The organism is Enterobacter sp. 198 (genome assembly GCF_009025585.1).
Classification (GTDB): domain Bacteria; phylum Pseudomonadota; class Gammaproteobacteria; order Enterobacterales; family Enterobacteriaceae; genus Enterobacter; species Enterobacter ludwigii.
This window is the reverse complement of record NZ_WCIM01000004.1, coordinates 1-26,681: the sequence shown is the minus strand read 5'-3', so window position 1 is coordinate 26,681 and position 26,681 is coordinate 1. Positions and strand designations below refer to the sequence as shown.

At 53.5% G+C, this 26,681-nt stretch carries 26 protein-coding genes, 1 rRNA gene and 1 other annotated feature; of the genes, 15 read left to right on the top strand and 12 right to left on the bottom strand.

Annotated features, from left to right (window positions below):
* Positions 1 to 108: 108 nt before the first annotated feature.
* Together recN and nadK are read right to left on the bottom strand one after the other, a co-directional pair.
* Complete coding sequence (gene recN, locus F8561_RS00175; protein ID WP_113657062.1) at positions 109 to 1,770, bottom strand: DNA repair protein RecN; 1,662 nt, start codon at positions 1,768 to 1,770, stop codon at positions 109 to 111.
* Positions 1,771 to 1,855: 85 nt separating this feature from the next.
* Entirely contained in the window at positions 1,856 to 2,734 is an 879-nt protein-coding gene (gene nadK / locus F8561_RS00170; protein WP_020883909.1) for an NAD(+) kinase, read from the bottom strand.
* Positions 2,735 to 2,856: 122 nt separating this feature from the next.
* Here nadK and grpE point away from each other — a divergent pair, with 122 nt between their 5' ends.
* Positions 2,857 to 3,450 (top strand): nucleotide exchange factor GrpE, encoded by a 594-nt coding sequence (gene grpE, locus F8561_RS00165; RefSeq protein ID WP_020883911.1) that lies wholly within the window; start codon positions 2,857 to 2,859, stop codon positions 3,448 to 3,450.
* A 51-nt stretch (positions 3,451 to 3,501) separates the two neighbouring features.
* Here the strand turns inward: grpE and F8561_RS00160 are convergent, their stop codons facing one another.
* The gene (locus F8561_RS00160) at positions 3,502 to 4,788 is read right to left on the bottom strand and encodes an HlyC/CorC family transporter (RefSeq protein ID WP_032670206.1); all 1,287 of its coding nucleotides are present in this window, start codon (positions 4,786 to 4,788) and stop codon (positions 3,502 to 3,504) included.
* An 18-nt stretch (positions 4,789 to 4,806) separates the two neighbouring features.
* Positions 4,807 to 5,598, bottom strand: coding sequence for an inner membrane protein YpjD (locus F8561_RS00155; RefSeq protein WP_003863130.1), 792 nt, complete (start codon positions 5,596 to 5,598; stop codon positions 4,807 to 4,809).
* A 166-nt stretch (positions 5,599 to 5,764) separates the two neighbouring features.
* On the opposite strand from F8561_RS00155, the gene ffh reads away from it, so the two are divergent.
* From ffh to F8561_RS00120, 7 genes are all read left to right on the top strand, one after another.
* Positions 5,765 to 7,126 carry a signal recognition particle protein gene (gene ffh, locus F8561_RS00150; protein ID WP_014171250.1) on the top strand — a complete coding sequence of 454 codons (1,362 nt, stop codon included), beginning with the start codon at positions 5,765 to 5,767 and terminating at the stop codon, positions 7,124 to 7,126.
* Positions 7,127 to 7,316: 190 nt separating this feature from the next.
* Positions 7,317 to 7,565 carry a 30S ribosomal protein S16 gene (gene rpsP / locus F8561_RS00145; protein WP_014171249.1) on the top strand — a complete coding sequence of 83 codons (249 nt, stop codon included), beginning with the start codon at positions 7,317 to 7,319 and terminating at the stop codon, positions 7,563 to 7,565.
* Between the two features lie 15 nt (positions 7,566 to 7,580).
* A complete protein-coding gene (rimM, locus tag F8561_RS00140; RefSeq protein ID WP_032670210.1) occupies positions 7,581 to 8,120 on the top strand; it encodes a ribosome maturation factor RimM in 540 nt (179 codons plus the stop codon).
* A gap of 31 nt (positions 8,121 to 8,151) precedes the next feature.
* Complete coding sequence (gene trmD / locus F8561_RS00135; RefSeq protein ID WP_014171247.1) at positions 8,152 to 8,919, top strand: tRNA (guanosine(37)-N1)-methyltransferase TrmD; 768 nt, start codon at positions 8,152 to 8,154, stop codon at positions 8,917 to 8,919.
* A gap of 43 nt (positions 8,920 to 8,962) precedes the next feature.
* Positions 8,963 to 9,310: a 50S ribosomal protein L19 gene (gene rplS / locus F8561_RS00130; protein WP_002914145.1), complete on the top strand. Its 348-nt coding sequence runs from the start codon at positions 8,963 to 8,965 to the stop codon at positions 9,308 to 9,310.
* Between the two features lie 131 nt (positions 9,311 to 9,441).
* Complete coding sequence (locus tag F8561_RS00125) at positions 9,442 to 9,846, top strand: DUF2946 domain-containing protein (RefSeq protein WP_025203431.1); 405 nt, start codon at positions 9,442 to 9,444, stop codon at positions 9,844 to 9,846.
* A gap of 37 nt (positions 9,847 to 9,883) precedes the next feature.
* Complete coding sequence (locus tag F8561_RS00120) at positions 9,884 to 11,254, top strand: PepSY-associated TM helix domain-containing protein (RefSeq protein ID WP_151887019.1); 1,371 nt, start codon at positions 9,884 to 9,886, stop codon at positions 11,252 to 11,254.
* Between the two features lie 2 nt (positions 11,255 to 11,256).
* On the opposite strand, the gene F8561_RS00115 is transcribed toward F8561_RS00120, so the two are convergent.
* The 4 genes from F8561_RS00115 to F8561_RS00100 form a co-directional block, all read right to left on the bottom strand.
* Positions 11,257 to 11,742, bottom strand: a complete 486-nt coding sequence (locus tag F8561_RS00115; RefSeq protein ID WP_014171244.1) for an OmpA family protein — start codon at positions 11,740 to 11,742, stop codon at positions 11,257 to 11,259.
* A 12-nt stretch (positions 11,743 to 11,754) separates the two neighbouring features.
* Positions 11,755 to 12,975 carry a diguanylate cyclase DgcN gene (gene dgcN, locus F8561_RS00110; RefSeq protein WP_047366092.1) on the bottom strand — a complete coding sequence of 407 codons (1,221 nt, stop codon included), beginning with the start codon at positions 12,973 to 12,975 and terminating at the stop codon, positions 11,755 to 11,757.
* Positions 12,968 to 13,456, bottom strand: coding sequence for a YfiR family protein (locus F8561_RS00105; RefSeq protein ID WP_226777962.1), 489 nt, complete (start codon positions 13,454 to 13,456; stop codon positions 12,968 to 12,970). Before F8561_RS00105 ends, dgcN begins: the two co-directional genes overlap by 8 nt.
* Positions 13,457 to 13,657: 201 nt before the next feature.
* Positions 13,658 to 14,032, bottom strand: coding sequence for a DUF2799 domain-containing protein (locus F8561_RS00100; RefSeq protein ID WP_032680468.1), 375 nt, complete (start codon positions 14,030 to 14,032; stop codon positions 13,658 to 13,660).
* Positions 14,033 to 14,247: 215 nt separating this feature from the next.
* On the opposite strand from F8561_RS00100, the gene aroF reads away from it, so the two are divergent.
* The 3 genes from aroF to F8561_RS00085 are packed head-to-tail and all read left to right on the top strand — an operon-like array spanning position 14,248 to position 17,383.
* On the top strand, positions 14,248 to 15,318 hold the full coding sequence (gene aroF / locus F8561_RS00095) for a 3-deoxy-7-phosphoheptulonate synthase AroF (RefSeq protein ID WP_032680469.1): 1,071 nt from the start codon (positions 14,248 to 14,250) through the stop codon (positions 15,316 to 15,318).
* A 10-nt stretch (positions 15,319 to 15,328) separates the two neighbouring features.
* Positions 15,329 to 16,450 (top strand): bifunctional chorismate mutase/prephenate dehydrogenase, encoded by a 1,122-nt coding sequence (tyrA, locus tag F8561_RS00090; protein ID WP_014171239.1) that lies wholly within the window; start codon positions 15,329 to 15,331, stop codon positions 16,448 to 16,450.
* Between the two features lie 60 nt (positions 16,451 to 16,510).
* Complete coding sequence (locus F8561_RS00085) at positions 16,511 to 17,383, top strand: SMP-30/gluconolactonase/LRE family protein (RefSeq protein WP_151887018.1); 873 nt, start codon at positions 16,511 to 16,513, stop codon at positions 17,381 to 17,383.
* On the opposite strand, the gene pheA is transcribed toward F8561_RS00085, so the two are convergent.
* The 4 genes from pheA to bamD all read right to left on the bottom strand — a co-directional run bounded on the left by pheA (position 17,380) and on the right by bamD (position 20,145).
* Complete coding sequence (gene pheA / locus F8561_RS00080; protein WP_151887017.1) at positions 17,380 to 18,540, bottom strand: bifunctional chorismate mutase/prephenate dehydratase; 1,161 nt, start codon at positions 18,538 to 18,540, stop codon at positions 17,380 to 17,382. The genes F8561_RS00085 and pheA overlap by 4 nt on opposite strands.
* 29 nt (positions 18,541 to 18,569) lie before the next feature.
* Positions 18,570 to 18,695: a sequence feature (Phe leader region), on the bottom strand.
* Positions 18,647 to 18,694, bottom strand: a complete 48-nt coding sequence (pheL, locus tag F8561_RS00075; RefSeq protein ID WP_001386991.1) for a pheA operon leader peptide PheL — start codon at positions 18,692 to 18,694, stop codon at positions 18,647 to 18,649. (Overlaps the previous feature by 48 nt.)
* A gap of 103 nt (positions 18,696 to 18,798) precedes the next feature.
* Positions 18,799 to 19,140 carry a ribosome-associated translation inhibitor RaiA gene (gene raiA / locus F8561_RS00070; protein WP_003863162.1) on the bottom strand — a complete coding sequence of 114 codons (342 nt, stop codon included), beginning with the start codon at positions 19,138 to 19,140 and terminating at the stop codon, positions 18,799 to 18,801.
* Between the two features lie 267 nt (positions 19,141 to 19,407).
* The gene (bamD, locus tag F8561_RS00065; RefSeq protein WP_013098339.1) at positions 19,408 to 20,145 is read right to left on the bottom strand and encodes an outer membrane protein assembly factor BamD; all 738 of its coding nucleotides are present in this window, start codon (positions 20,143 to 20,145) and stop codon (positions 19,408 to 19,410) included.
* Positions 20,146 to 20,276: 131 nt separating this feature from the next.
* Here bamD and rluD point away from each other — a divergent pair, with 131 nt between their 5' ends.
* From rluD to F8561_RS00045, 4 genes are all read left to right on the top strand, one after another.
* Positions 20,277 to 21,257 carry a 23S rRNA pseudouridine(1911/1915/1917) synthase RluD gene (rluD, locus tag F8561_RS00060; RefSeq protein WP_014171235.1) on the top strand — a complete coding sequence of 327 codons (981 nt, stop codon included), beginning with the start codon at positions 20,277 to 20,279 and terminating at the stop codon, positions 21,255 to 21,257.
* A complete protein-coding gene (gene yfiH, locus F8561_RS00055) occupies positions 21,254 to 21,985 on the top strand; it encodes a purine nucleoside phosphorylase YfiH (RefSeq protein ID WP_032678710.1) in 732 nt (243 codons plus the stop codon). Before rluD ends, yfiH begins: the two co-directional genes overlap by 4 nt.
* A gap of 129 nt (positions 21,986 to 22,114) precedes the next feature.
* Positions 22,115 to 24,688, top strand: coding sequence for an ATP-dependent chaperone ClpB (gene clpB / locus F8561_RS00050; protein WP_032680474.1), 2,574 nt, complete (start codon positions 22,115 to 22,117; stop codon positions 24,686 to 24,688).
* 428 nt (positions 24,689 to 25,116) lie between these two features.
* Positions 25,117 to 26,656, top strand: a 16S ribosomal RNA gene (locus F8561_RS00045).
* Positions 26,657 to 26,681 lie beyond the last annotated feature (25 nt).

The window sequence follows — 26,681 nt, the reverse complement described above, 5'->3', positions numbered from 1 at the left end:
GAACGCGGCTCATATGTTATATGCCGATGATAATAGACCTTGCCCCACTTTGAAACCGGTCTGGCGGCGTTTTTGTTGTTCTCTATGACCCTGAGATCCCGAAAAAGTTTATGCCGCCAGCAGTTCTTTCGCGTTCGCGAGCGTATTTCGCGTGACTTCACTGCCGCCCAGCAGGCGTGCCAGCTCCTGCAGACGTGCGCGTTTATCCAGTGGCTTCATGTGCGTTTCCGTCATTTCACCGTCAGTTTCTTTGCTGACGATAAAGTGATGATGACCACACCCGGCCACCTGCGGCAGGTGGGTAACACACATGACCTGCGTTGATTCACCCAACTGGCGCAACAGTTTGCCGACGACTGCCGCCGTAGGGCCGCTGATCCCCACATCCACTTCATCGAAAATAAGCGCCGGGGTTTCCATTTTACGTGCGGTAATCACCTGAATCGCCAGCGCGATACGCGACAGTTCACCGCCGGAAGCCACTTTAGAGATGGGCTGCAACGGCTGCCCCGGGTTGGTGGTGACGCGGAATTCGATACGGTCTGCACCTTCCGCCGTCAGATGGTTCTCTTCGAAACGGACATCGATGGTGAATACGCCGTGCGGCATCGCCAGCGTGTGCATGCTGTCGGTGATGTGCTGGCTCAGTTCCTGGGCGTAATGTTGACGGATCTCATGCAGCTGTTTCGCCGTCGTCAGCGCCTGTTCATGGTGCAGGTTCACCGCCAGTGACAGGGTTTCCAGCGAGTCAGCCTGATCGTCAAGCTGCTGTTGTTCATCAAGCAGGGACTGATAGTAGCCAGGCAGCTCTTCTGGCGTAACGTGGTGCTTACGCGCCAGCGAGATCTGACGGGAGATGCGTTGCTCCAGCTCAAACAGACGGTTCGGGTCGAGATCCAGACGTTCACAGTAGTGGCGCAGTTCGTCACTGGCTTCTGAAATCTGAATCGCGGCCTCTTCCAGCATATCCAGTACGCCAGAGAGTTTGCTGTCCATGCCGGCCAGCTCGGTGATGAGCTGACGAACATTATACAGCTGGCTCTGCAGGTTCACGTCTTCACCGTCAGCCAGCATGTTAAGGGCATTCTGGCTGGTTGAGAGCAGGTGACCGCTGTTAGCCAGGCGCTTGTACTCTTCGTCGATAAGCTCAAATTCACCCGCCTGCGGGCTAAATTCGTTAAGTTCTTTAAGCTGGTATTCCAGAAGCTCAGCACGGGCGGCACGCTCCTGGCTTTGCTGCTGGTGCTGGGCAAGCTCACGGCAGCTTTGATGCCACTGGCGATAGTGCTCCGCCATGCGCTGAGTAAGTGCGTACTCACCTGCATAGCCATCAAGCAGCGCTTTCTGCTGCTCCGGTTTAATGAGTTGCTGGTGCGCGTGCTGGCCGTGGATCTGAATGAGTAACTGGCCGAGCTCGCGAAGCTGGGAAAGCGGGACTGCAGTGCCGTTGATAAAGCCGCGGGAACGACCATCGCTGCTGATAACGCGACGAAGTAAACACTCACGTCCGTCTTCCAGCTGGTTCTCTTCCAGCCAGCACAGGGCGGCAGGGGTACCTTTCAGGGAAAAGCGAGCGCAGAGATCGGCACGGTTTGCGCCCCTGCGCACCATGTCACCTTCTGCACGGCCGCCGAGGCACAAGCCGAGGGCATCTATGGCAATGGATTTACCCGCACCGGTTTCCCCGGTGATCGCCGTCATGCCGCTGTGGAAATCGATCTCAAGCTCACGAACTATGGCAAAGTTGCTGATGGTCAGTTGTGCCAGCATAATTGTTTTCCTGTATGAAAAACCATGACTGTGTTTTCATACAGTATAAACTGGTTTTATATACAGTAAAGTGCTGGATGCAAAATCAGAACAATTTTTTTGACCAGCCAAGCTTCGAGCTTAATGTATTGAAATAGCTGTAATCTTTCGGGTGAATAAGATTCAGGTGGTAATCACACCGACGAATGAGAACATCTTCACCTTCCTGAATAGGCAGCGCAATCTGGCTGTCGCAGCTGATCTCCAGATCGTTACGGCGGTGCGAGAAACGCAGACGAATGGTGCTGCTGCTGTTGATCACCAGCGGACGCGCCGAGAGCGTGTGCGGGAACATCGGTACCAGGGTGATGGCATCCAGTGAAGGGGTGAGGATCGGGCCACCCGCAGAGAGCGAGTAGGCAGTCGACCCTGTCGGCGTGGAGATAATCAGCCCGTCAGAACGCTGCGAGAAGGCGAAGATTTCGTCGATATAGACTTCGAACTCAATCATGTGCGCCACTTTGCCGGGATGGAGCACCACTTCATTAATCGCGGTGCTGATGCGCTTCTGGCAGTCCTGCTGACACACCTGCGCTTCCAGCAAAAAGCGTTTTTCGCTGATATAATGACCTTCCAGCACGTCGGCCAGCTGCTGCTGGGCGTTGTCCGGATCGAGGTCGGTCAGAAAGCCGAGATTGCCGCGGTTGATACCGATGACCTTGATGTCATAACGCGCGAGCGTTCGGGCCGCGCCGAGCATATTGCCGTCGCCACCGACCACCACGGCGAGATCCGCCTGCTGGCCAATTTCCGCCAGCGTGCCGGTTTTGACGCTCTTCAGCTGCAGCTCCTGAGCAATCTGCTGCTCGACCATCACTTCATAGCCTTTGCTACACAGCCAGCGATACAACATTTCATGTGTCGTCAATGCGGTAGGGTGACGCGGATGCCCGACGATCCCAATACACCTGAAATGATTATTCATTTTCTGGAGGTCCTTGTGCCTGATGAATGATGACAATCTGTCTTGTTCCCTTGAATCCCGGAAACTGATCCCCATAATAAGCGAAGTTAGCGATATGAATGCAGAAAAACGCGGAGAAATTCATGAGTAGTAAAGAACAGAAAACGCCTGAGGGGCAAGCCCCTGAAGAAATTATCACGGAACAGCACGATGATGTTGAGGCTGTAGAGCCGGACGCATCTGCTGAGCAGGTGGACCCGCGCGATGAAAAAATTGCGAATCTGGAAGCTCAGCTGGTAGAAGCACAGAATCGCGAACGCGACAGTGTTCTGCGCATCAAGGCTGAAATGGAAAACCTGCGCCGTCGTACCGAGCAGGACGTTGAGAAGGCGCATAAATTTGCGCTGGAGAAATTCATCAACGAACTGCTGCCGGTGATTGATAGCCTGGATCGCGCACTGGAAGTGGCTGATAAAGCTAACCCGGACAACACCGCGATGATCGAAGGTATCGAACTGACGCTGAAATCCATGCTGGATGTGGTACGTAAGTTTGGCGTGGAAGTGGTTGGCGATACCAACGTTCCGCTGGATCCAAATGTGCACCAGGCGATTGCGATGGTGGAATCAGAAGACGTTGAAGCCGGTAAAGTGCTTGGCGTGATGCAGAAAGGTTATACCCTGAACGGTCGTACCATTCGTGCTGCAATGGTTACCGTGGCGAAAGCGAAAGCGTAATTTGCCATCTGTAGTGCCGGGTGGCGGCTTGCGCCGTACCCGGCCTACTCTCTACTCAGCAATACTTTCCCGAATCGGTTTTACCGGCAGGACTTTTACCTGCTTAATCATATTGTCCTGCACGTCCAGGATATCAATATCGTATTGCTCAATGCGCACCCGCGTGCCCGCCGCCGGGATCTCTTCCAGTGCTTCCAGAATCATCCCGTTTATGGTGCGTGCTTCATCTTCCGGTAAATGCCAGTTAAAGGCTTTATTGAGCTCGCGAATGTTCGCGCTACCGTCGATCAGCACCGAGCCGTCGTTTTGCGGGGTGACTTCTTCCGCAAGGGAAGGGGACATTGAGGTGGTAAAGTCGCCAACAATCTCTTCCAGAATATCTTCAACCGTCACCAGCCCCTGAATATCCCCGTACTCATTGACCACCAGGCCGACCTTCTTCTTATTACGCTGGAACTTCACCAGCTGGGTGCTGAGCGGCGTTCCTTCCGGCACGTAATAAATTTCGTCGGCGGCGCGGAGCATCACCTCTTTGGTGAACTCTTTTTTCTCGGTCATCAGACGATAAGCTTCGCGCACGCGCAGCATGCTGATGGCATCGTCCAGAGAGTCGCGGTACAGCACGATACGGCCGTGCGGGGAGTGGGTCAGCTGGCGGACGATGGCTTTCCAGTCGTCATTGATATCAATGCCGACGATCTCGTTACGCGGCACCATGATGTCGTTAACGCTGACCTTTTCCAGATCCAGTACCGACAGCAGCATGTCCTGATTACGCCGGGAGATCTGTGAGCGTGATTCATGCACGATGGTGCGCAGCTCTTCTTTGCTGAGCGCGCTGCTGATGGTGACGTCTGCTTTGATACCGATCATCCGCATCAGGACACGCGTCACCATGTTCAGTAACCAGACCAGCGGCATCATCAGGATCAGCAGCGGTGCCAGCAGGAAGCTGCTGGGGTAGGCCACTTTTTCCGGGTAGAGCGCGGCGATGGTTTTAGGCAGCACTTCTGCAAACACCAGCACCACAAACGTCAGCACACCGGTGGCAATGGCGACGCCGGCGTTGCCGTACAGGCGCATCCCAACGATGGTACCGAGCGCAGAGGCAAGAATGTTGACGAGGTTGTTACCAATGAGCACCAGACTGATCAGACGATCCGGTTGACGCAGCAGTTTTTCGACGCGACGGGCGGCACGGTTACCCTGCTTAGCACGATGACGTAACCGGTAGCGGTTTAAGGTCATCATGCCGGTTTCCGAGCCGGAGAAATAGGCGGAGATGACCACCATGACGATCAGCGTAATGATCAGCGTGGTGGTAGAGATGTGTTCCAGGGGGAACTCCTTTGTTACTTAGCCAGCAAATTGCTGTATGAAGCGGCTGCCAAAATAGGCAAGGGTGAGAATGCCCGCGCCCGCGACGTTGAACCAGACCACGCGACGACCGCGCCAGCCTTCATGATAATGGCCCCATAACAGGACAATATAGACAAACCACGCGATGATGGAGAGGACCGCTTTATCGATATTCTCCACGCTGAACAGGTTTTTCATATAAAACAGGCCCGTGCACAGCGTTAACGTCAGCAGCACGACACCGACCTGCGTGATGTGGAACATCTTACGCTCAATCACCATCAGCGGCGGCATCTCATGGTTAAAGGCCAGCTTTTTGTTTTTCAGCTGGTAGTCAATCCAGGCGAGCTGCATGGCATAGAGCGCGGCGATAATCAGCGTTGCGTAAGCGAAGAGTGACAGGCCGATATGCACCAGCATTCCCGGCGTCGCTTCCAGATGCGTAATAAACTCATTGGGCATAAACGTGGCCAGGGCCAGGTTAATCAGCGCGAAGGCATACACAATCGGCAGTAGCAGCCAGCCGCGGTTTTTAGAGGCGACAATGGTCATCACCGTACAGATCATCAGGCTGACCAGCGAGCCGACGTTGAGCACGCTCAGGTTCTGTACGCTGCCATCGCCGGGGATAATGCGCGATTCCAGCGCGAACGCATGGCTTATCAGTGCGATCACCGCCGAAAGAATAGCCATGCGTCGCCAGCCGCTGTTTTTTTGCAGCAGTCCAGGAATGATCAGCGCGAGGCTGACAGAGTAGGCAACAAGGGCGATCAGTGCGAAAACAGGCATATAGGCATCGACAGTTGTCTTAATAAGAAAGAGAAGCAGTATAACGTTACGTGACGCCTGCTCCAACCGTTGCATAACAACAAAGCCGCCTTCATGTTATACTCCGGCAAAATTCTGTGTATGTGTCGCTGCCAGCGACCCAACGTTTCTACTCAGGCGAGAGACAATGTTTGATAATTTAACCGATCGTTTGTCGCGCACGCTGCGCAACATCAGCGGCCGCGGACGCCTTACCGAAGACAACATCAAGGAAACGCTGCGCGAAGTGCGCATGGCGCTGCTGGAAGCAGACGTCGCGTTGCCGGTTGTTCGTGATTTTATCAACCGCGTTAAAGAGAAGGCGGTTGGTCATGAAGTTAACAAGAGCCTGACCCCGGGTCAGGAGTTCGTCAAAATCGTCCGTAACGAACTGGTTTCGGCGATGGGCGAAGAGAACCAGGTGCTTAACCTGGCGGCACAGCCACCGGCCGTCGTGCTGATGGCGGGCCTGCAGGGGGCGGGTAAAACCACCAGTGTGGGTAAGCTGGGTAAATTCCTGCGTGAAAAGCACAAGAAAAAAGTGCTGGTCGTTTCTGCGGACGTCTATCGCCCGGCGGCGATTAAACAGCTGGAAACCCTGGCGCAGCAGGTCAGCGTGGATTTCTTCCCGTCTGACGTTGCCCAGAAGCCTGTCGACATCGTTAACGCGGCGCTGAAAGAGGCGAAGCTGAAATTCTACGACGTGCTGCTGGTGGATACCGCCGGTCGTCTGCACGTTGACGAAGCGATGATGGATGAGATCAAACAGGTGCATGCCGCTATCAATCCGGTAGAGACCCTGTTTGTTGTTGACGCCATGACCGGTCAGGATGCGGCGAACACCGCGAAAGCGTTTAACGAAGCGCTGCCGTTAACCGGCGTAGTGCTGACCAAAGTGGACGGTGACGCCCGCGGCGGTGCGGCGCTTTCGATTCGTCATATCACCGGCAAGCCGATTAAATTCCTCGGTGTGGGTGAGAAAACCGAAGCGCTGGAGCCGTTCCACCCGGACCGTATCGCCTCCCGTATCCTCGGCATGGGCGACGTGCTGTCCCTTATCGAAGATATCGAGAGCAAGGTTGACCGCGCCCAGGCTGAGAAGCTGGCCAGCAAGCTGAAAAAAGGCGACGGCTTTGACCTGACCGATTTCCTTGAGCAGCTGCGTCAGATGAAAAACATGGGCGGCATGGCAAGCCTGATGGGCAAACTGCCGGGCATGGGCCAGATCCCTGACAACGTAAAAGCGCAGATGGATGACAAGGTGCTGGTGCGTATGGAGGCGATCATCAACTCGATGACCCTCAAGGAACGTGCTAACCCGGACATCATCAAAGGGTCCCGCAAACGCCGTATCGCAGCCGGTTGCGGCATGCAGGTGCAGGACGTAAACCGTCTTCTGAAACAGTTCGACGACATGCAGCGCATGATGAAGAAAATGAAGAAAGGCGGCATGGCGAAGATGATGCGTGGCATGAAGGGCATGATGCCGCCAGGATTCCCTGGCCGTTAATCGCCAGGCTGTTGGCTATTTTGATGCCGGGGTGTGCCCGAAAAGCGCACCCTGGCCGTGTTTTGCAGCAGAGTTTTAACTGCTGATTGCATTTTCCCCAGAAATCAGTAAAATTTTCGGGCTTTTAATATGACACCCGGGCTCCGTTCCTCGATGGGGCCCGGTTGTTTTATTCACACAAGAGGATGTTATGGTAACTATTCGTTTAGCACGTCACGGCGCTAAAAAGCGTCCGTTCTACCAGGTTGTTGTTACTGACAGCCGTAATGCACGCAACGGTCGCTTCATTGAGCGCGTTGGTTTCTTCAACCCGATCGCTTCTGGTTCTGAAGAAGAAACCCGTCTGGATCTGGATCGTATCGCTCACTGGGTTGGCCAGGGCGCTACTGTTTCCGATCGCGTTGCTACGCTGATCAAAGCAGCAAACAAAGCAGCTTAATCTGTCACGGTGGTCATGATGAGCAATAAAGCACCTGTTGAACCGATTGTATTGGGCAAAATGGGTTCTTGCTACGGTATTCGTGGTTGGCTCAGAGTGTTTTCCTCCACTGAAGACGCTGATAGCATTTTTAATTACCAGCCCTGGTTTATCCAGAAAGCCGGTAAGTGGGAAGAGGTCGAGCTGGAAAGCTGGCGTCACCACAATCAGGACATCATCATCAAGCTGAAAGGCATTGACGATCGTGATGCCGCGAATGCACTGACTAATTGTGAAATTATCGTGGATTCGTCGCAGTTGCCGCAGCTGGAAGAGGGCGACTACTACTGGAAAGACCTTATGGGTTGCCAGGTGGTCACCACTGAAGGTTATAGCCTGGGGAAAGTCATCGACATGATGGAAACCGGGTCAAATGACGTTCTCGTCATTAGGGCAAACCTGAAAGATGCATTTGGCATCAAGGAGCGGTTGGTTCCGTTCCTCGATGGACAGGTTATCAAGAAAGTCGATCTCGCTACTCAAACGATTGAAGTAGATTGGGATCCTGGTTTTTAAATTCTCCGGATAAACGGTAAAAGACGGCGCTATGTGGATTGGCATAATTAGCCTGTTTCCTGAAATGTTCCGCGCGATTACCGATTACGGGGTAACTGGCCGGGCAGTAAAGAATGGCCTGCTGAACATCCAGAGCTGGAGTCCTCGTGACTTTACGCATGACCGGCACCGTACCGTGGACGATCGTCCTTACGGCGGCGGACCGGGGATGTTAATGATGGTGCAACCCTTACGGGACGCCATTCACACAGCAAAAGCCGCGGCAGGTGAAGGCGCGAAGGTGATTTATCTGTCACCTCAGGGACGCAAGCTTGATCAAGCGGGCGTCAGCGAACTGGCGACGAATCAAAAATTGATTCTGGTCTGTGGTCGCTACGAAGGGATAGATGAGCGCGTAATTCAAACCGAGATTGACGAAGAATGGTCTATCGGCGATTACGTACTCAGCGGTGGTGAGTTACCAGCGATGACGCTGATTGACTCCGTTGCCCGGTTCATTCCGGGTGTACTGGGCCATGAAGCTTCGGCAACGGAAGATTCCTTTGCTGATGGGTTGCTGGACTGTCCACACTATACTCGTCCTGAAGTGTTAGAAGGGATGGAAGTACCGGCGGTGTTACTGTCAGGAAACCATGCTGAGATACGTCGCTGGCGTTTGAAGCAGTCGCTGGGCCGAACCTGGCTTAGAAGACCTGAACTTCTGGAAAACCTGGCTCTGACTGAAGAGCAAGCAAAGTTGCTGGCCGAGTTCAAAAAAGAACACGCGCAACAGCAGCATGAACATGATGGGAATGCGTAATACGCTCCCGAATATCAGTTTACCCAGGATAAGAGATTAAATTATGAGCAACATTATTAAGCAACTTGAACAAGAGCAGATGAAGCAGGACGTACCTTCCTTCCGTCCAGGTGACACCGTGGAAGTGAAAGTATGGGTTGTTGAAGGTTCCAAAAAACGTCTGCAGGCATTCGAGGGCGTGGTTATCGCTATTCGTAACCGCGGTCTGCACTCTGCATTCACTGTTCGTAAAATTTCCAACGGCGAAGGCGTTGAGCGTGTCTTCCAGACTCACTCTCCGGTAGTTGACAGCATTGCTGTTAAACGTCGTGGTGCTGTACGTAAAGCTAAACTGTACTACCTGCGTGAGCGTACTGGTAAGTCTGCTCGTATTAAAGAGCGTCTGAACTAAGATTCGCTTAAGCGACATCCTGTTAAAAAGGGCTGGCCGAAAGGCTGGCCCTTTTTTATTCCATCGCACCTCTCGCATTAACCCTTTCGTCATAAATCATTTACAATGCTGGCCTCTTAACGGGAGGGAAAGTGGATAACGTACTGCATCGGCATAACTGGAAACGCGCAGCGGCTTTGACCGCGCTGTTTGCGATCCTGCTGATCGTGGTTGCGCCGCTTATCTCCATCTCGCTGCAAAAAGATCCCATGAGCGCCATGCCGGGAATGCATCATGACATGAGCATGATGTCGATGGATGAGCACCATGGCGATATGCCGCACTCGATGCCCGTCGACCATGCGGAAGCGTGTGGCTACTGTGTACTGTTAGCGCATGTGCCGGGCGTGATGCTGGCGCTGATTGTACTGCTCAGTGTGGTACTGCAAAGGAGCCGCGTTACACCGCCGCAACCGCCGGTCAGCCACTGGCACTTTTTCCCCTGGCTCTTTCCTGATACCCGCGCGCCGCCGCGGCAGTCTGCTTTTTCCCTTTAAAAAAAATCGATAACTTTTTGCCTTAAAAAGGAAAAGTATGACTACCTGCACTCCGCGCGCGGCATGGGGAAACCTGCTGCGTCGACTCCATTTCTATGTCGGGCTGTTTGTTGGCCCGTTTATCTTCTTCGCCGCGCTGACCGGTACGCTGTATGTGGCGACGCCGCAGCTGGAAAACACGCTCTACCGGCACGCGTTGCACACGGATTCGGTGGGAGAGGCACGGCCTCTGGCCGAGCAGATTACCGTGGCGGAAAAAGCCGTGGGTTCAGATCTGCGCCTGCATGCCGTTCGTCCGGGGCTGGTTGACGGTGATACTACCCGCGTGATGTTCGCTGACCCGGCGCTTGGCCCGTCGGAGAACCGCGCTATCTTTGTGGATCCCGTAAGCCTTGAGGTGCGGGGCGATATGACGGTGTACGGCACGAGTGGCATTCTGCCGTTGCGCCAGACCATCGATTATCTGCACACCTCGGTGATGCTTGGCGATGTCGGGCGGCTCTATAGCGAGCTGGCCGCCTCCTGGATGTGGGTTGCCGCGCTGGGTGGAATCGCCCTGTGGTTTTACACCCGACCAAAACGTCGAATGAACAACCGTTTTCAGAACCGCCGTCGTGTGCATGTGGCACTGGGCTGGGTGTTGCTGGGGGGAATGTTATTGTTCTCAGCGACAGGCCTGACGTGGTCTCAGTGGGCGGGCGGTAACGTGGATACACTGCGTGCCCGGATGAACTGGCTTACGCCGCAGGTCAATACTACGCTCTCCGGTATGCCTGCCATCATGGACGAGCACGCTGAGCACCGGGGGCATCATAGCGGGATGATGATGCCCGGGATGGTGATGGATCCGACGCTTTTTGATGACGTCCTGCATGCCGCCCGCACGGCGGGTATAGATGCCAGCAAGCTCGAAATCCGCCCGGCGAAAACGGCTGAACAGGCCTGGACCGTGACGGAAATCGATCGCAGCTGGCCGACTCAGGTCGACGCGGTGGCGGTCGATCCGCACGCCATGCACATTCTGGACAGAACCCGGTTTGAAGATTTCCCGCTAATGGCAAAACTGACCCGCTGGGGCGTGGATTTCCACATGGGGATTTTGTTTGGGCTGGCCAATCAGCTGTTGCTGATCGCGCTCGGTATTGCCCTGTGCGTGCTGATCGTCTGGGGATACCGGATGTGGTGGATGCGTCGTCCGGCGCAATCGGTCGTGAACCCGGTTCAGACGCTCTGTCAGAGCTGGCTGGCGCTATCGGGATGGGGAAGAGCCGTCACGGCGATAGTGAGTGTCCTGCTGGGGCTGGCGATGCCGGTGATGGGTGTGAGTCTGGCCCTGTTTGTGCTGGTCGACTGGCTGCGCTGGCGAGCGGCAACAGGCGTGTCGCTCGCAGAATCATCGGTTAAATAACCTTATGGCGTGCTGATAACCACCGCAACCCGGCGGTTTTCAGCGCGCCCTTTTGCAGTACTGTTGCTCGCAACAGGGTATTTTTTGCCTAACCCCTGCGTGGTGAGATTGCTGCGCGGGATATTGGCTCCCTTCGCCCAGGCGTCGGCTACCGCATTTGCACGTTTCAATGACAGCGCTTCGTTGTAGCGCTCTTCGCCGTAGTTGTCCGTGTGACCGTCCATACGCGCGTGGTTCAGGCCGGTTGCCGCGAGGCGAGAGGCCATAGTCTTGATCTGCGTTTCACTTTCCGCACGCAGCCTGGCGTCATTTTTATCAAACAGGATGGTATCTGACAGGCCAAGAGACCAGTCGCCGTTCAGTTCGTTAAAACCGTAAGACTTCATCGCCGCAATTTGCTCAGGAGTGAACTTGCCTTGCGGCGGTGACTGGCAACCTGCCAGCACGACTGAGGCTAATAACAACGGCGCGAAGTATCGCTTTAACATATCGTTTCCCTTCTAATTTATCGTTTTTGTACGCTGGTTTTTAACCAGGTACATATTGCGGTCGGCTTTCTCCAGTAATGCTTCCACAGAACCATTTTCCCACGCCAGAGCAAAGCCAATACTGAGTGACATTGATGCTTTTTGCCCGTTATGCAATTCGAACGGGCGGATAAACTGCTGCGATAAGGCAGCACAAAGATGTTGAACCTCAGGCTCTGAATGGACGCCGTACAGCACCATGGCAAACTCGTCGCCGCCAAGGCGGTATGACTGATGGCGCTTATCACCGAACTCGACCATTCTTCTGGCGACTTCAATCAGCACACAGTCTCCTGCCGCGTGTCCCCAGGTGTCATTAATAAACTTAAAATTATCACCGTCGAGGAAGAGCAGGGCCGAGTTTGTTTTTGCTGAGGGGTCATTCATTAATGCCGCGATGCTGTTACGAAACGCCGCACGGTTGGCAAGACCCGTCAGCGGGTCGTGCATGGCGGTGCGTAATAGCTGGGCGTTTTTCGCCTGCAGTTTAAGCTGCCACTCCTCCATTTCATCCAGAAGGCTGTTGAAGTCCTCGCCAAACTGGTGAAATTCTTCAATGCGCCCGTCTTTCACCCGTCGGGAGAAGTTACGGTTAGTGCGTACGTCATGAACGACGTCAGTAATGTTTTGCAGCGCTGTAACCATGCCGTGATGCAAGGATTGCGTAATGGTCAGTGCGACCACCGTCGCAAACAGAATACAGCCGGTGAGAACGGCAAACGACATCCAGATGAAGTGGCTTATCAGGCTGTCACGCGCGGTAAGGCGTATTTCGCCAATCGTTGAGCCGTTATGGAATACGGGCTGGGAAATCGGCTCGGGGAAAAGCCAGCGGCTGACCAGTGCGCCCAGGGTGTCGTTGTTATCCGCCGGGTTCCACGACCAGTACGCAAAGCGTTTTTTGTGCACGTTGAGGACTTCAGCCACGGCAAACTGGCCCTGTTTGCCAAGGGCGGCAAGCGTTTCATTGGCTGCCACTGAATCGTTGAACACCAGGGAGGCTTCAAGGCTGTGGCTCATGGTGGCGCCGGTTAATTCGAGATTCTTTTGTGCGTATTGCTTTAATGTCACGACGGAGGCAAAACAGAGGAGCAGCCATATTAATGTCATCGTGATGATGACGCTTATCATGCTGATTCGTCTGAGTGTTCTTTTAAACGTCGGACGTGGCGCTGAAGTGAAATCTTTATCCATGCTGCTTATTCCGTGCGAGCATTAATACATCCGGATTGACTCTCACGCCACTGCGAGTCAGCGCATCCAGATTGACGGAAAACCGGACATGGTTGCGATCAATTATCAGGCAAAAGGCGCTGCCAATAATACATTCCGGATTTTGCTCTGAGATTAATAGCAATGCTCTGCCCTGATACTGACTTATTAATTCACGTTGTTTTATGGGGGATTCCGCCCCGAAATAAATAGCATCACACGTCGCGGACAGGGCTTCCTGATCGTTACGCACAATAACGGGGGTATAAGGTAAGTCGCTTTGCCCGTCCTTGCTGGTGAGTGCATGCGTGTAGTGAGAAGAAGCATAAACACAGAGTTTTGGCTGGCCGGAAAGTGACGGCCATCGGGTGTAGCTCACAATACCTGAAACGATCGAACGTACCGATTTATCGGTTTCGGTGAACGTGCCTGCCGTCGCTGGGCCCACCATAAGGAACAGCATTAGCACCAGAGTGAGTCGGAAAAAAGAGATCAAGAATAAATTTCTCACCAGAATCCGCCACTTCGCTCCGGAAATAGATGTCCTTAAGAGTTGTGGGCAGAATACCATTGTTTATCAGAGCCGTCATTATGTCAGAATTTTCCCTGCCTCGACCTAAGCTAAATCCTACACTTTGTTATATTCCGGTGAATAAAAAGAGGCTTAATTAAGTCTGCTGGAGCGCATGCTTTCATCCATGCCTTTTTGCCATGACTCGTGCAGTTTTGCTGCATTTTCAGCAGTATCGCAGCTGGCAGGAAAAGATTTGCCCGCTAATCCCCAGGCGTGGAGAAAACCTTCTTCACACACTTTCTTCTGTCCGTCTGCATATCCCCGGAGATATTCACTACGATCAACTTGTGGATCATTAAAATTATCGGCCAGCGTCTGGTTATCTTTAACCGGCAGACCATTCATGGCGTCTTCTTTACCTGCATCAAACCAGCTGGGGCTGGTCCAGTCCGGGTGGAAGGTATAAGGATTGATTTGGCAACCCGATAAAATGAGCGACAACAGCACCAGAGCAATTGAACGCATAGCCATTCTCCTTTTTTCTTCAGCATAGCCTGGTAACGGAAAGTAAGTGGTGTAATTTAAAGTTTACGGATCTGGCGGCTGATTTTTGCAATAAATTGGTATTCGTAAAGAAAAGTGTACGTATTTTGGATTGAAATCTTTACTTGTTATGGTATCGTTGTTTCACCTCTTCGAGGAAAACAACTATCGCAAACGAGCTTTACAGGATCGCAATCATGCAAAAAGACGCGCTGAACAACGTACACATCACTGACGAACAGATTTTGATTACTCCGGATCAACTGAAAGCGGAATTCCCGCTGAGCGTCGCGCAGGAGGCTCAAATTGAGCACTCGCGTCAGACCATTTCAGACATTATCGCTGGCCGCGATCCGCGCCTGCTGGTGGTATGTGGTCCTTGTTCTATTCACGATCCTGAAGCCGCCATTGAGTACGCTCGTCGATTTAAAACATTAGCGGAGGAGGTCAGCGATAGCCTCTATCTGGTAATGCGCGTCTATTTTGAGAAGCCACGTACCACCGTTGGCTGGAAAGGGTTGATTAACGATCCGCACATGGATGGCTCGTTTGATGTGGAAGCAGGGCTGAAAATTGCGCGTCGCCTGCTGGTGGAGCTGGTCAGCATGGGGCTGCCGCTGGCCACTGAAGCGCTGGATCCGAACAGCCCGCAGTACCTGGGCGACCTGTTTAGCTGGTCTGCCATTGGGGCACGCACCACAGAATCACAAACCCACCGCGAGATGGCGTCTGGTCTGTCGATGCCGGTTGGTTTTAAAAACGGTACTGATGGCAGCCTGGCCACCGCGATTAACGCCATGCGTGCCGCGGCAATGCCACACCGTTTTGTCGGCATTAACCAGGCGGGGCAGGTTTGCCTCCTGCAAACGCAGGGTAACCCGGATGGTCACGTGATCCTGCGCGGTGGCAAAGCACCGAACTACAGCCCGGCAGATGTGGCACAGTGTGAAAAAGAGATGGAGCAGGCGGGACTGCGCCCGGCACTGATGGTAGATTGCAGTCATGGTAATTCGAATAAAGATTACCGTCGTCAGCCTGCGGTTGCGGAATCTGTGGTGGCACAGATAAAAGACGGCAACCGTTCTATTATCGGTCTGATGATTGAGAGCAATATTCATGAAGGCAATCAGTCATCTGAACAACCGCGCAGCGCAATGAAGCACGGCGTATCCGTCACGGATGCCTGCATCAGCTGGGAAACCACCGACGCGCTGCTGCGTGAGATCCATAAAGATGTAAGCGGCCAGCTGGCGACGCGTCTGGCTTAAGAGGGTAGTTATGGTTGCTGAATTGACCGCGTTACGCGATCAAATTGATGAAGTGGATAAGGCGTTGCTGGACCTGCTGGCGCGCCGTATGGCTCTGGTTGCCGAAGTGGGTGAGGTAAAAAGCAAATACGGCCTGCCGATTTACGTCCCGGAGCGTGAGGCATCCATGCTGGCCTCGCGGCGCAAAGAGGCCCAGGCGCTGGGCGTCTCGCCGGATCTGATTGAAGATGTCTTGCGTCGCGTAATGCGGGAATCCTATTCCAGCGAAAACGATAAGGGCTTCAAAACCCTCTGTCCGTCCCTGCGCCCGGTGGTTATTGTGGGTGGTGCGGGCCAGATGGGGCGTCTGTTTGAAAAAATGCTGACGCTTTCTGGTTATCAGGTTCGCATTCTGGAAAAAGAGGACTGGGAACACGCGCCAGCGCTGATGGCCGATGCGGGGATGGTTATCGTCAGCGTGCCTATCCACGTGACGGAGCAGATCATTGGCAAGCTTCCACCGTTGCCGAAAGATTGCATCCTGGTTGACCTTGCATCGGTCAAAAATGGCCCCCTGCAGGCGATGCTGGCGGCGCATACTGGCCCGGTGCTTGGCCTGCACCCGATGTTTGGTCCGGACAGTGGCAGCCTGGCGAAGCAGGTTGTGGTGTACTGCGATGGTCGTCAGCCGGAGGCCTATCAGTGGTTCCTGGAACAAATTCAGGTATGGGGGGCCAGGTTGCACCGGATCAGCGCGGTAGAGCACGATCAGAACATGGCGTTCATTCAGGCGCTGCGCCACTTTGCGACCTTTGCCTACGGTTTGCATCTGGCGGAAGAGAATGTGCAGCTTGAACAGTTGCTGGCGCTCTCTTCGCCGATCTATCGTCTGGAGCTGGCGATGGTCGGGCGTTTGTTCGCTCAGGATCCGCAGCTTTACGCCGACATTATTATGTCCTCTGAGAACAACCTGGCGCTTATCAAACGTTATTACCAGCGGTTTGGTGAAGCGATCACCTTGCTGGAGCATGGCGATAAGCAGGCGTTTATCGACAGCTTCCGTAAAGTCGAGCACTGGTTTGGCGATTATGCGCAACGTTTTCAGAGTGAGAGCCGCACGCTTTTGCGTCAGGCAAATGACAGTCGCCAGTAATGCGATGATGTATATACTAAAAGCCAGCAATGCTGGCTTTTTTCATTTTGGGGAACTGTTATGGCCGAACCGCAGCCGCTGTTGAATTACACCGGGCATCTGCCCGAATGTCCGACGTGGAGTGCCGAAGAGCATGCGCTCTACTGGGCAGATATTCTGGAGGGGGAGATCCACCGTTATCATCTGCCCACCGCGGAACACACGGTACTCTCTTTCCATGAAGAAGTAGGCTGTTTCGCTCTGCGTGAGCGTGGCGGCTTTATCGTCGCGATGCGCAATGGCATCTGGCTTGCTGACAAGCACGGCCTGCTTCAGCGCAAGGTGTGTGATAACCCCTCTAACCCGCAACTGGCGCGTTTTAATGATGGAGGTACCGATCATCATGGACGGTTCTATGCGGGAACCTTCTGGGGGCCGGGGGATTACAACGGCGCCATGCTGATGCGTATCGATAATGACCTGACGCCGAAAGTGATCCAGTGTGATATTCACGGGCACAACGGTCTGGCATTCAGCCCGGACAAACAGTGGATGTTCACCTCTGACACGCCAAATGGCGTTATCTACCGCACGCCGCTTGATGAGCAAGGTGAGCCGGGGAAACGCGAGATATTCCGCCGCTTTAAAGAGGGGGAGGGCATACCCGACGGTGCTGCGATAGATGAAGAAGGCTGCTACTGGAGCGCAATGTTTGATGGCTGGCGTATTGCGCGCTTTTCACCGCAGGGGGAGCAACTGGAAGAGCATCGCTTGCCGGTTCGTTGTCCGACGATGGTCTGCTTTGGCGGCGAGGATATGAAGACCCTGTTTATCACGACCACGCGGGAAAATATGGATGCGGATGAAGTGGCGCAGTATCCGCTCTCCGGCGCCATCTTCACCCTGCCCGTTAGCGTGGCAGGGATGAAGAAGAGCCGCTTTATCGAACGTTAAGCGGGGTCAACCGGCACGACGTTTTCGCTCGGATAGCAGCCCAGCACTTTCATTGAGCGGGTGATTTCACCCAGTTCACGCAGGGCTTTCTGCATGGATGCAGATTCCAGGTTGGCCTGGATATCCAGATAAAACATCTCTTCCCACGGATTACCATGAATCGGGCGAGATTCCAGCTTCGTCATGATCAGGTTGTGGTTACGCAGTACCAGCAGGGCCTCAACCAGCGCACCCGCCTGCTGCCCGGTCGCCATCAGCAGCGTCGTTTTAGCCGGAACCTGCTCAGAGACATTGATGGCTTTACGGGCCAGTACCACGAAGCGGGTGATATTTTGCGTCTGGTTCGCCAGGTTGCGTTCCAGTACCTGCAGCCCATACAGCGCTCCGCCCGCCTCGCTGCCAAGCGCGGCCACCGTCGGGGAATTTGCCTGCATCACTTTTTCCATCGCCGCAGAAGTGCTTTCGGTGTACTCAATTTTCCAGTTCGGATAACGGTTGAGGAACTGACTGCACTGCTGGAACGGTTGTGGGTGACTGTACACCGTCTCGATTTGGCTCAGGTCGGTTGAGCCAGAGATCAGTACGCAGTGATCGATAGGAATTGTCATCTCGCCAACCAGCGACAGCGTAGTGTGCTGCAGAAGATCGTACACGTCGTTAATGGCACCAGAGCTGGTGTTTTCAATCGGTACGACGGCGTAATCCGCCTGTCCGGTTTCGACCTGATTGAAAATATCAGCAAATTTTGCGCAGCCGCTTTCAATAAACTCTTCGAAATGACGTGCTGCGTACTGGCGCGCGGCAAGGTGAGAGTAAGAGCCTTTAGGGCCGAGGAAGGCGACACGTGCAGAGTGCGGGTTCGTTTTATTCAGATGCTGCTGGAGTAGCGCTTGCTGGGTCAGAACGGAGTCTTCGATGATGAGCTGGAACAAACGGGTGATGTAATGGGCGTCGAGGTGGTGCGCTTTGCCAAGCTGAATCAGGCGTTCCAGCAGGTCGCGTTCACGATCAATATCACGCACCGGCCGATGGGAGTCCAGCTTGGCTTTTCCCACTTCGATGGCGAGTGTGCGACGTTCTGCCAGCAGGGCCAGTAATTTTTCGTCCAGTGCGCTGATTTTCACTCGCAGGTCCAGTAACGGGTTTTCCGGTGTCATAGTGTTGCCTGTCTCGTTTATCGTTATTAATAAAAAAGGCCTCCCGGTGTGGGAGGCCTTGTTGTTCGTCTTCGCATTCTTTATCACACGACGAAACGCCTCCCAATCAGGGGAAGGTAAAAAAGAATGCGAAGAAAAACGGTGTGTGTTTCATGAAATCATCCTGTCGTTGATACCGTTAAAGTACCCGTACTGTTTTCACGCTGTCAATAAAAAACGCGCCCGAAGGCGCGTTGGCGGTAAACTCAATTTAAAGGATTACTCTTCTTCAACTTCTTCCGCGAAGCTGGCGTCTTTCACCGACGTTGCGGCGCGACGGGCTTCACCTTTGTGTTGCACTTTATTGAGCTGCCGTTCCAGCTTGTTGATCAAATCGTTAATAGCGGTGTACATATCCTCATGTTTTGCGCTGGCGACCAGATGGCCGTTTGGAGTATTGATAGTTGCGTCAGCGATGAAACCTTGCGGCTCCTTGGACAGGATGATATGTGGGTTAATCAAATGTGTTTGCCATTTATCCAGTTTGGCGAGACGGTCTGCGACGTGTTGGCGGATTGCCGGAGTAATTTCCATTTGTTTACTGGTAATGTTCATTGTCATAAATTTTACCTCTTGTCTTTCCGTCTTGGTGATTCCAGCATACCTGTCCTAATGTCAAAATGTGTGATTTAGATCACGTTATTTTGTCGGTTTTTGTCAGGGAATGTTTTTTGTGAGGCAGGGCAGGAAGAGGTGATATTTACCTTGTGGAAGGCCCGATTTGCGGTCATAGTTGATAGGATGTGTTGAGGCTAAACCGCTTCAGCTGATCTCTGAACGCATAAAAAAACGGCAGCCCGAAGGCTGCCGTTTTGCTTTGAGGCAATATCAGGTGTTGCTGCTGTTCGCGGCGATGATTTTCGCCACTTTGTCAGCCTGTGCGGTCATCTGCATCTGACGGTAAGCATTTTCCATCAGCTTCAGGCCATCACGCGTTGCCTGTGTATCCGGGTAATCACGCAACATACCTTCTACACGATTAACCACGGCAACCCATGCGCCACGGCGGGTATAGTATTCCGCAACGGAGTATTCGTATTTCGCCAGACGATCTTTCAGGAACACCAGACGTTTGGTCGCGTCAGTGACGTACTGGCTGTTCGGGTAGCCGCGCACCAGTTTAGAGAAGTCGTTGAAAGCATCACGCGCATGCTGCGGGTCACGGTCAGAACGATCCACACCGAAGAAACCTTGCAGGGCACTGTCGTCCAGCGCCATGTTGGTAAGACCGCGCATGTACATGACGTAATCGATGTTAGGATGAGTCGGGTTCAGACGCATGAAACGATCGATGGTTGCCTGAGCCAGCGGCAGATCGGCATTTTTATAGTAGGCATAGATGAGATCTAACTGTACCTGCTGCGAATACGGACCAAATGGATAGCGATTATCCAACGCTTCCAGTTGCGTTATCGCCTGTTTCCAGTTACCGTCCTGCAACTTTTGTTGTGCAGTCGCATAGATTTCATTCGGCGGATTGTCAGGGACCTGTTCATTTGAACCGGAGCAGCCCACCAAAGCCAGGCTCAACGTGGCCGCTGCCACCAGATATTTCATGCGCGTCATGACGTTTTGACTTTCCTCAAATGTTTGTCCGGGAGAAACTCTGTTCCTGCTCCCGATTAAGACCAGCTACAATAGCACACTATATTAAACGGCAAAGCCGTAAAACCCAACGTTAAACGAAGAAGCAGTTTATGGCACAACGAGTAGAACTCACCGCAACAGTCTCCGAAAATCAGCTCGGTCAACGCTTAGATCAGGCTTTGGCCGAATTGTTCCCTGATTATTCGCGTTCACGCATAAAAGAATGGATCCTTGACCAGCGCGTGCTGGTAAACGGCAAGATCTGGGACAAACCAAAAGAGAAAGTGTTAGGTGGGGAAGCCGTCGCCATCAATGCTGAAATCGAAGAGGATATCCGCTTCGAGCCGCAGGATATCCCGCTGAACATCGTCTATGAAGATGATGACATCCTGGTGATCAACAAGCCACGTGACCTGGTTGTTCATCCGGGCGCGGGGAATCCTGATGGCACGGTCCTTAACGCACTTCTCCATTATTACCCGCCTATCGTGGATGTTCCACGCGCCGGCATCGTTCACCGTCTGGATAAAGACACCACGGGTCTGATGGTGGTGGCAAAGACCGTTCCAGCTCAGACACGTCTGGTGGAATCTCTGCAGCTGCGTGAAATCACCCGCGAATATGAAGCGGTGGCCATTGGTCATATGACCGCTGGCGGCACGGTGGAAGAGCCTATCAGCCGTCACCCAACCAAACGTACCCATATGTCGGTGCACCCGATGGGTAAGCCAGCGGTGACGCACTACCGCATTATGGAACACTTCCGCATTCATACGCGTCTGCGTCTGCGTCTGGAAACCGGTCGTACTCACCAGATCCGTGTTCATATGGCGCACATTACCCATCCGCTGGTGGGCGATCAGGTCTACGGTGGTCGTCCGCGTCCGCCAAAAGGTGCATCGGATGAGTTCATTAGCGTACTGCGTAAGTTTGATCGCCAGGCGCTGCACGCAACGATGCTGCGTCTTTACCATCCTATCACCGGTATTCAGATGGAATGGCACGCGCCGATCCCACAGGATATGGTCGACCTTATTGACGCCATGCGTGTTGATTTTGAAGAACATAAAGATCAAGTGGACTGGTTATGACCAAACTGATTGTCCCGGAGTGGCCACTGCCTGAGGGCGTGGCTGCCTGCAGTTCAACCCGTATCGGCGGTGTGAGCCAGGGCGCGTGGGAATCTTTGAATCTCGGCGCACACTGTGGTGACAACCTGGAGCACGTTGAAGAAAACCGCAAACGCCTGTTTGCTGCCGGGAATTTACCGTCGAAACCGGTCTGGCTGGAACAGGTTCACGGTAAAACGGTACTGACGTTAACGGGCGAACCCTATGCGTCTAAACGGGCCGATGCGTCTTACAGTGATACCCCGGGAACGGTATGTGCGGTAATGACTGCCGATTGCCTGCCGGTTCTGTTCTGTAACCGTGCCGGTACCGAGGTGGCAGCAGCGCATGCGGGCTGGCGTGGTCTGTGTGAAGGTGTGCTCGAAGAGACCGTCGCCTGCTTTAAAGATGACCCTGCGAATATCATGGCCTGGCTCGGCCCGGCCATTGGTCCTCGTGCGTTTGAAGTGGGACCCGAGGTCCGCGAAGCCTTTATGGAGAAAGATCTGCAAGCCGCGGATGCTTTCCTTCCTGCCGGTGAAAAATATCTGGCCGATATTTACCTGTTGGCCCGCCAGCGCCTGAATAATGTCGGCGTGACGCAGATCTTCGGCGGCGATCGCTGTACCTTCACCGAAAAGGGTGATTTTTTCTCTTATCGCCGCGACAAGACGACAGGTCGTATGGCAAGTTTTATTTGGCTGATATAACCTAAAGAATCAAGACGATCCGGAACGTGCCGTTTTCTTTTCACATAATTCAGGTCATTAACCTTGAATAATTGAGGGATGACCTCATTTAATCTCCAGTAGCAAATTTGACCTGTTATGGGAGGAGTTATGCGTCTGGATCGTCTTACTAATAAATTCCAGCTTGCTCTCGCCGATGCCCAGTCCCTTGCACTGGGGCACGACAACCAATTCATCGAACCTCTTCATTTAATGAGCGCCTTGCTGAATCAGGAAGGGGGATCGGTACGTCCGTTATTAACGTCTGCCGGCATTAATGCTGGCCAGTTACGCACCGCCATCGATCAGGCTCTGAGCCGTTTACCCCAGGTAGAAGGTACCGGTGGCGACGTTCAGCCGTCTCAGGATCTGGTGCGTGTGCTGAATCTTTGCGACAAGCTGGCGCAAAAACGTGGGGACAACTTTATTTCGTCAGAACTTTTCGTTCTGGCGGCGCTTGAATCACGCGGTACCTTGACCGACCTGCTGAAATCTGCCGGCGCAACCACCGCCAATGTGACTCAGGCGATTGAGAAAATGCGCGGAGGTGAAAGCGTGAACGATCAGGGAGCCGAAGACCAACGTCAGGCTTTGAAAAAATTTACGGTCGACCTGACCGAGCGTGCCGAGCAGGGCAAGCTTGACCCGGTGATCGGCCGTGATGAAGAGATTCGCCGTACTATCCAGGTACTGCAGCGTCGTACCAAAAACAACCCGGTGCTGATTGGTGAGCCGGGGGTCGGTAAAACCGCCATCGTCGAAGGTCTGGCGCAGCGCATTGTGAACGGTGAAGTGCCGGAAGGGCTGAAAGGTCGTCGTGTACTGGCGCTCGACATGGGTGCGCTGGTGGCCGGGGCGAAATACCGCGGTGAGTTCGAAGAGCGTCTGAAAGGCGTGCTTAACGACCTGGCGAAACAGGAAGGCAACGTCATTCTGTTTATTGACGAACTGCACACCATGGTCGGCGCAGGTAAAGCGGACGGCGCGATGGATGCCGGTAATATGCTGAAACCAGCCCTGGCACGTGGGGAACTTCACTGTGTAGGGGCTACCACGCTGGATGAGTACCGTCAGTACATCGAAAAAGATGCTGCGCTGGAGCGTCGTTTCCAGAAAGTGTTTGTTGCTGAGCCTAGCGTTGAAGATACCATCGCGATTTTGCGTGGGCTGAAAGAACGTTATGAACTGCACCACCATGTGCAGATTACTGACCCGGCGATTGTTGCAGCGGCCACGCTTTCGCATCGTTATATCGCTGACCGTCAGTTGCCCGATAAAGCAATCGACCTTATTGATGAAGCGGCCTCGAGCATTCGTATGCAGATTGACTCGAAACCGGAAGAGCTGGACAGGCTCGACCGTCGCATCATCCAGCTTAAACTGGAACAGCAGGCACTGAAGAAAGAGTCTGATGAAGCCAGTAAGAAACGGCTGGATATGCTCAACGAAGAACTGGACGATAAAGAACGTCAGTACTCTGAGCTGGAAGAAGAGTGGAAAGCGGAAAAAGCATCACTCTCGGGTACTCAGACAATTAAAGCTGAACTGGAACAGGCGAAAATTGCCATTGAGCAAGCGCGTCGTGTGGGTGACCTGGCGCGAATGTCTGAACTGCAGTACGGCAAAATTCCTGAGCTTGAAAAACAGCTTGAGATCGCCACGCAGTCGGAAGGCAAAACGATGCGTCTGTTACGAAACAAAGTAACGGATGAGGAGATCGCTGAAGTGCTGGCTCGCTGGACCGGTATTCCGGTTGCGCGCATGATGGAAAGCGAACGCGACAAACTGCTGCGCATGGAGCAGGATCTGCATCAGCGCGTGATTGGTCAGAACGAGGCGGTTGAAGCGGTCTCTAATGCCATTCGCCGTAGCCGTGCAGGGTTGTCTGACCCTAATCGTCCGATCGGTTCGTTCCTGTTCCTGGGGCCTACGGGTGTCGGTAAAACCGAACTGTGTAAGGCACTGGCTAACTTCATGTTTGACAGCGATGACGCGATGGTCCGTATCGATATGTCCGAGTTTATGGAGAAACACTCCGTTTCGCGACTGGTCGGTGCGCCTCCAGGATATGTGGGTTATGAAGAAGGTGGCTACCTGACAGAAGCGGTGCGCCGTCGTCCTTATTCCGTCATCCTGCTGGATGAAGTGGAAAAAGCGCATCCGGATGTGTTCAACATTCTGCTGCAGGTTCTTGACGATGGACGGCTGACCGACGGACAGGGGAGAACGGTCGACTTCCGTAACACGGTAGTGATCATGACCTCGAACCTGGGTTCCGATTTGATTCAGGAACGTTTCGGTGAACTGGACTACGGCCATATGAAGGATCTGGTGATGGGCGTGGTAAGCCATAGCTTCCGTCCAGAGTTCATTAACCGTATTGATGAAGTGGTAGTGTTCCATCCTTTGGGTGAGAAACATATTGCGTCGATTGCGCAGATTCAGCTGCAGCGTCTGTATAAACGTCTGGAAGAGCGTGGATATGAAATTCACATCTCCGATGATGCGCTGAAGCTCTTGAGCGCAAATGGGTACGATCCGGTTTATGGGGCGCGTCCGCTGAAACGCGCAATCCAGCAACAGATCGAAAACCCACTGGCGCAGCAGATACTCTCCGGGGAGCTGATTCCGGGCAAAGTTATCCGTCTGGAAGCCAACGACGACAAAATTGTGGCAGTGCAGTAAGTCACAAAACGCAAAAACGGGCCGCTTGCGGCTCGTTTTTGTTTAAAAACCAGGCCAGAATTGAGGTCTGGGATGCAAATTGCCTGGAAAGTGAGCAGTCAGTAAATGATTTTCACTTTATCCTTGCAGCTTCAGAATTACCCCCTATAATGCGCCTCCACTGACACGGAACAACGGCACACACGCCGCCGGGTCAGCAGAGATAAGCGAAAATAAATGCTTGACTCTGAAGCGGGAAAGCGTAATATGCACACCCCGCGCCGTAGCGAAAACGAAGCGGCACTGCTCTTTAACAATTTATCAGACAATCTGTGTGGGCACTCAAAGTGACATGGATTCTTAATGTCTTCGGACAAAAAATGAATACCAAAGTCTCTGAGTGAACATACGTAATTCATTACGAAGTTTAATTCACGAGCATCAAACTTAAATTGAAGAGTTTGATCATGGCTCAGATTGAACGCTGGCGGCAGGCCTAACACATGCAAGTCGAACGGTAGCACAGAGAGCTTGCTCTCGGGTGACGAGTGGCGGACGGGTGAGTAATGTCTGGGAAACTGCCTGATGGAGGGGGATAACTACTGGAAACGGTAGCTAATACCGCATAACGTCGCAAGACCAAAGAGGGGGACCTTCGGGCCTCTTGCCATCAGATGTGCCCAGATGGGATTAGCTAGTAGGTGGGGTAACGGCTCACCTAGGCGACGATCCCTAGCTGGTCTGAGAGGATGACCAGCCACACTGGAACTGAGACACGGTCCAGACTCCTACGGGAGGCAGCAGTGGGGAATATTGCACAATGGGCGCAAGCCTGATGCAGCCATGCCGCGTGTATGAAGAAGGCCTTCGGGTTGTAAAGTACTTTCAGCGGGGAGGAAGGTGTTGTGGTTAATAACCACAGCAATTGACGTTACCCGCAGAAGAAGCACCGGCTAACTCCGTGCCAGCAGCCGCGGTAATACGGAGGGTGCAAGCGTTAATCGGAATTACTGGGCGTAAAGCGCACGCAGGCGGTCTGTCAAGTCGGATGTGAAATCCCCGGGCTCAACCTGGGAACTGCATTCGAAACTGGCAGGCTAGAGTCTTGTAGAGGGGGGTAGAATTCCAGGTGTAGCGGTGAAATGCGTAGAGATCTGGAGGAATACCGGTGGCGAAGGCGGCCCCCTGGACAAAGACTGACGCTCAGGTGCGAAAGCGTGGGGAGCAAACAGGATTAGATACCCTGGTAGTCCACGCCGTAAACGATGTCGACTTGGAGGTTGTGCCCTTGAGGCGTGGCTTCCGGAGCTAACGCGTTAAGTCGACCGCCTGGGGAGTACGGCCGCAAGGTTAAAACTCAAATGAATTGACGGGGGCCCGCACAAGCGGTGGAGCATGTGGTTTAATTCGATGCAACGCGAAGAACCTTACCTACTCTTGACATCCAGAGAACTTAGCAGAGATGCTTTGGTGCCTTCGGGAACTCTGAGACAGGTGCTGCATGGCTGTCGTCAGCTCGTGTTGTGAAATGTTGGGTTAAGTCCCGCAACGAGCGCAACCCTTATCCTTTGTTGCCAGCGGTCCGGCCGGGAACTCAAAGGAGACTGCCAGTGATAAACTGGAGGAAGGTGGGGATGACGTCAAGTCATCATGGCCCTTACGAGTAGGGCTACACACGTGCTACAATGGCGCATACAAAGAGAAGCGAACTCGCGAGAGCAAGCGGACCTCATAAAGTGCGTCGTAGTCCGGATTGGAGTCTGCAACTCGACTCCATGAAGTCGGAATCGCTAGTAATCGTAGATCAGAATGCTACGGTGAATACGTTCCCGGGCCTTGTACACACCGCCCGTCACACCATGGGAGTGGGTTGCAAAAGAAGTAGGTAGCTTAACCTTCGGGAGGGCGCTTACCACTTTGTGATTCATGACTGGGGTGAAGTCGTAACAAGGTAACCGTAGGGGAACCTGCGGTTGGATCACCTCCTTACCTTAAAGAACCTGCCTTTGTAGTG

Bases quoted from the DNA above. Each gene is read 5' to 3' on its own strand.
- recN (WP_113657062.1), bottom strand. From the start codon at position 1,770: ATGCTGGCACAACTGACCATCAGCAACTTTGCCATAGTTCGTGAGCTT.
- nadK (WP_020883909.1), bottom strand. From the start codon at position 2,734: ATGAATAATCATTTCAGGTGTATTGGGATCGTCGGGCATCCGCGTCAC.
- grpE (WP_020883911.1), top strand. From the start codon at position 2,857: ATGAGTAGTAAAGAACAGAAAACGCCTGAGGGGCAAGCCCCTGAAGAA.
- F8561_RS00155 (WP_003863130.1), bottom strand. From the start codon at position 5,598: ATGCCTGTTTTCGCACTGATCGCCCTTGTTGCCTACTCTGTCAGCCTC.
- ffh (WP_014171250.1), top strand. From the start codon at position 5,765: ATGTTTGATAATTTAACCGATCGTTTGTCGCGCACGCTGCGCAACATC.
- rpsP (WP_014171249.1), top strand. From the start codon at position 7,317: ATGGTAACTATTCGTTTAGCACGTCACGGCGCTAAAAAGCGTCCGTTC.
- rimM (WP_032670210.1), top strand. From the start codon at position 7,581: ATGATGAGCAATAAAGCACCTGTTGAACCGATTGTATTGGGCAAAATG.
- trmD (WP_014171247.1), top strand. From the start codon at position 8,152: ATGTGGATTGGCATAATTAGCCTGTTTCCTGAAATGTTCCGCGCGATT.
- rplS (WP_002914145.1), top strand. From the start codon at position 8,963: ATGAGCAACATTATTAAGCAACTTGAACAAGAGCAGATGAAGCAGGAC.
- F8561_RS00120 (WP_151887019.1), top strand. From the start codon at position 9,884: ATGACTACCTGCACTCCGCGCGCGGCATGGGGAAACCTGCTGCGTCGA.
- F8561_RS00115 (WP_014171244.1), bottom strand. From the start codon at position 11,742: ATGTTAAAGCGATACTTCGCGCCGTTGTTATTAGCCTCAGTCGTGCTG.
- dgcN (WP_047366092.1), bottom strand. From the start codon at position 12,975: ATGGATAAAGATTTCACTTCAGCGCCACGTCCGACGTTTAAAAGAACA.
- F8561_RS00105 (WP_226777962.1), bottom strand. From the start codon at position 13,456: ATGCTGTTCCTTATGGTGGGCCCAGCGACGGCAGGCACGTTCACCGAA.
- F8561_RS00100 (WP_032680468.1), bottom strand. From the start codon at position 14,032: ATGCGTTCAATTGCTCTGGTGCTGTTGTCGCTCATTTTATCGGGTTGC.
- aroF (WP_032680469.1), top strand. From the start codon at position 14,248: ATGCAAAAAGACGCGCTGAACAACGTACACATCACTGACGAACAGATT.
- tyrA (WP_014171239.1), top strand. From the start codon at position 15,329: ATGGTTGCTGAATTGACCGCGTTACGCGATCAAATTGATGAAGTGGAT.
- F8561_RS00085 (WP_151887018.1), top strand. From the start codon at position 16,511: ATGGCCGAACCGCAGCCGCTGTTGAATTACACCGGGCATCTGCCCGAA.
- pheA (WP_151887017.1), bottom strand. From the start codon at position 18,540: ATGACACCGGAAAACCCGTTACTGGACCTGCGAGTGAAAATCAGCGCA.
- raiA (WP_003863162.1), bottom strand. From the start codon at position 19,140: ATGACAATGAACATTACCAGTAAACAAATGGAAATTACTCCGGCAATC.
- bamD (WP_013098339.1), bottom strand. From the start codon at position 20,145: ATGACGCGCATGAAATATCTGGTGGCAGCGGCCACGTTGAGCCTGGCT.
- rluD (WP_014171235.1), top strand. From the start codon at position 20,277: ATGGCACAACGAGTAGAACTCACCGCAACAGTCTCCGAAAATCAGCTC.
- yfiH (WP_032678710.1), top strand. From the start codon at position 21,254: ATGACCAAACTGATTGTCCCGGAGTGGCCACTGCCTGAGGGCGTGGCT.
- clpB (WP_032680474.1), top strand. From the start codon at position 22,115: ATGCGTCTGGATCGTCTTACTAATAAATTCCAGCTTGCTCTCGCCGAT.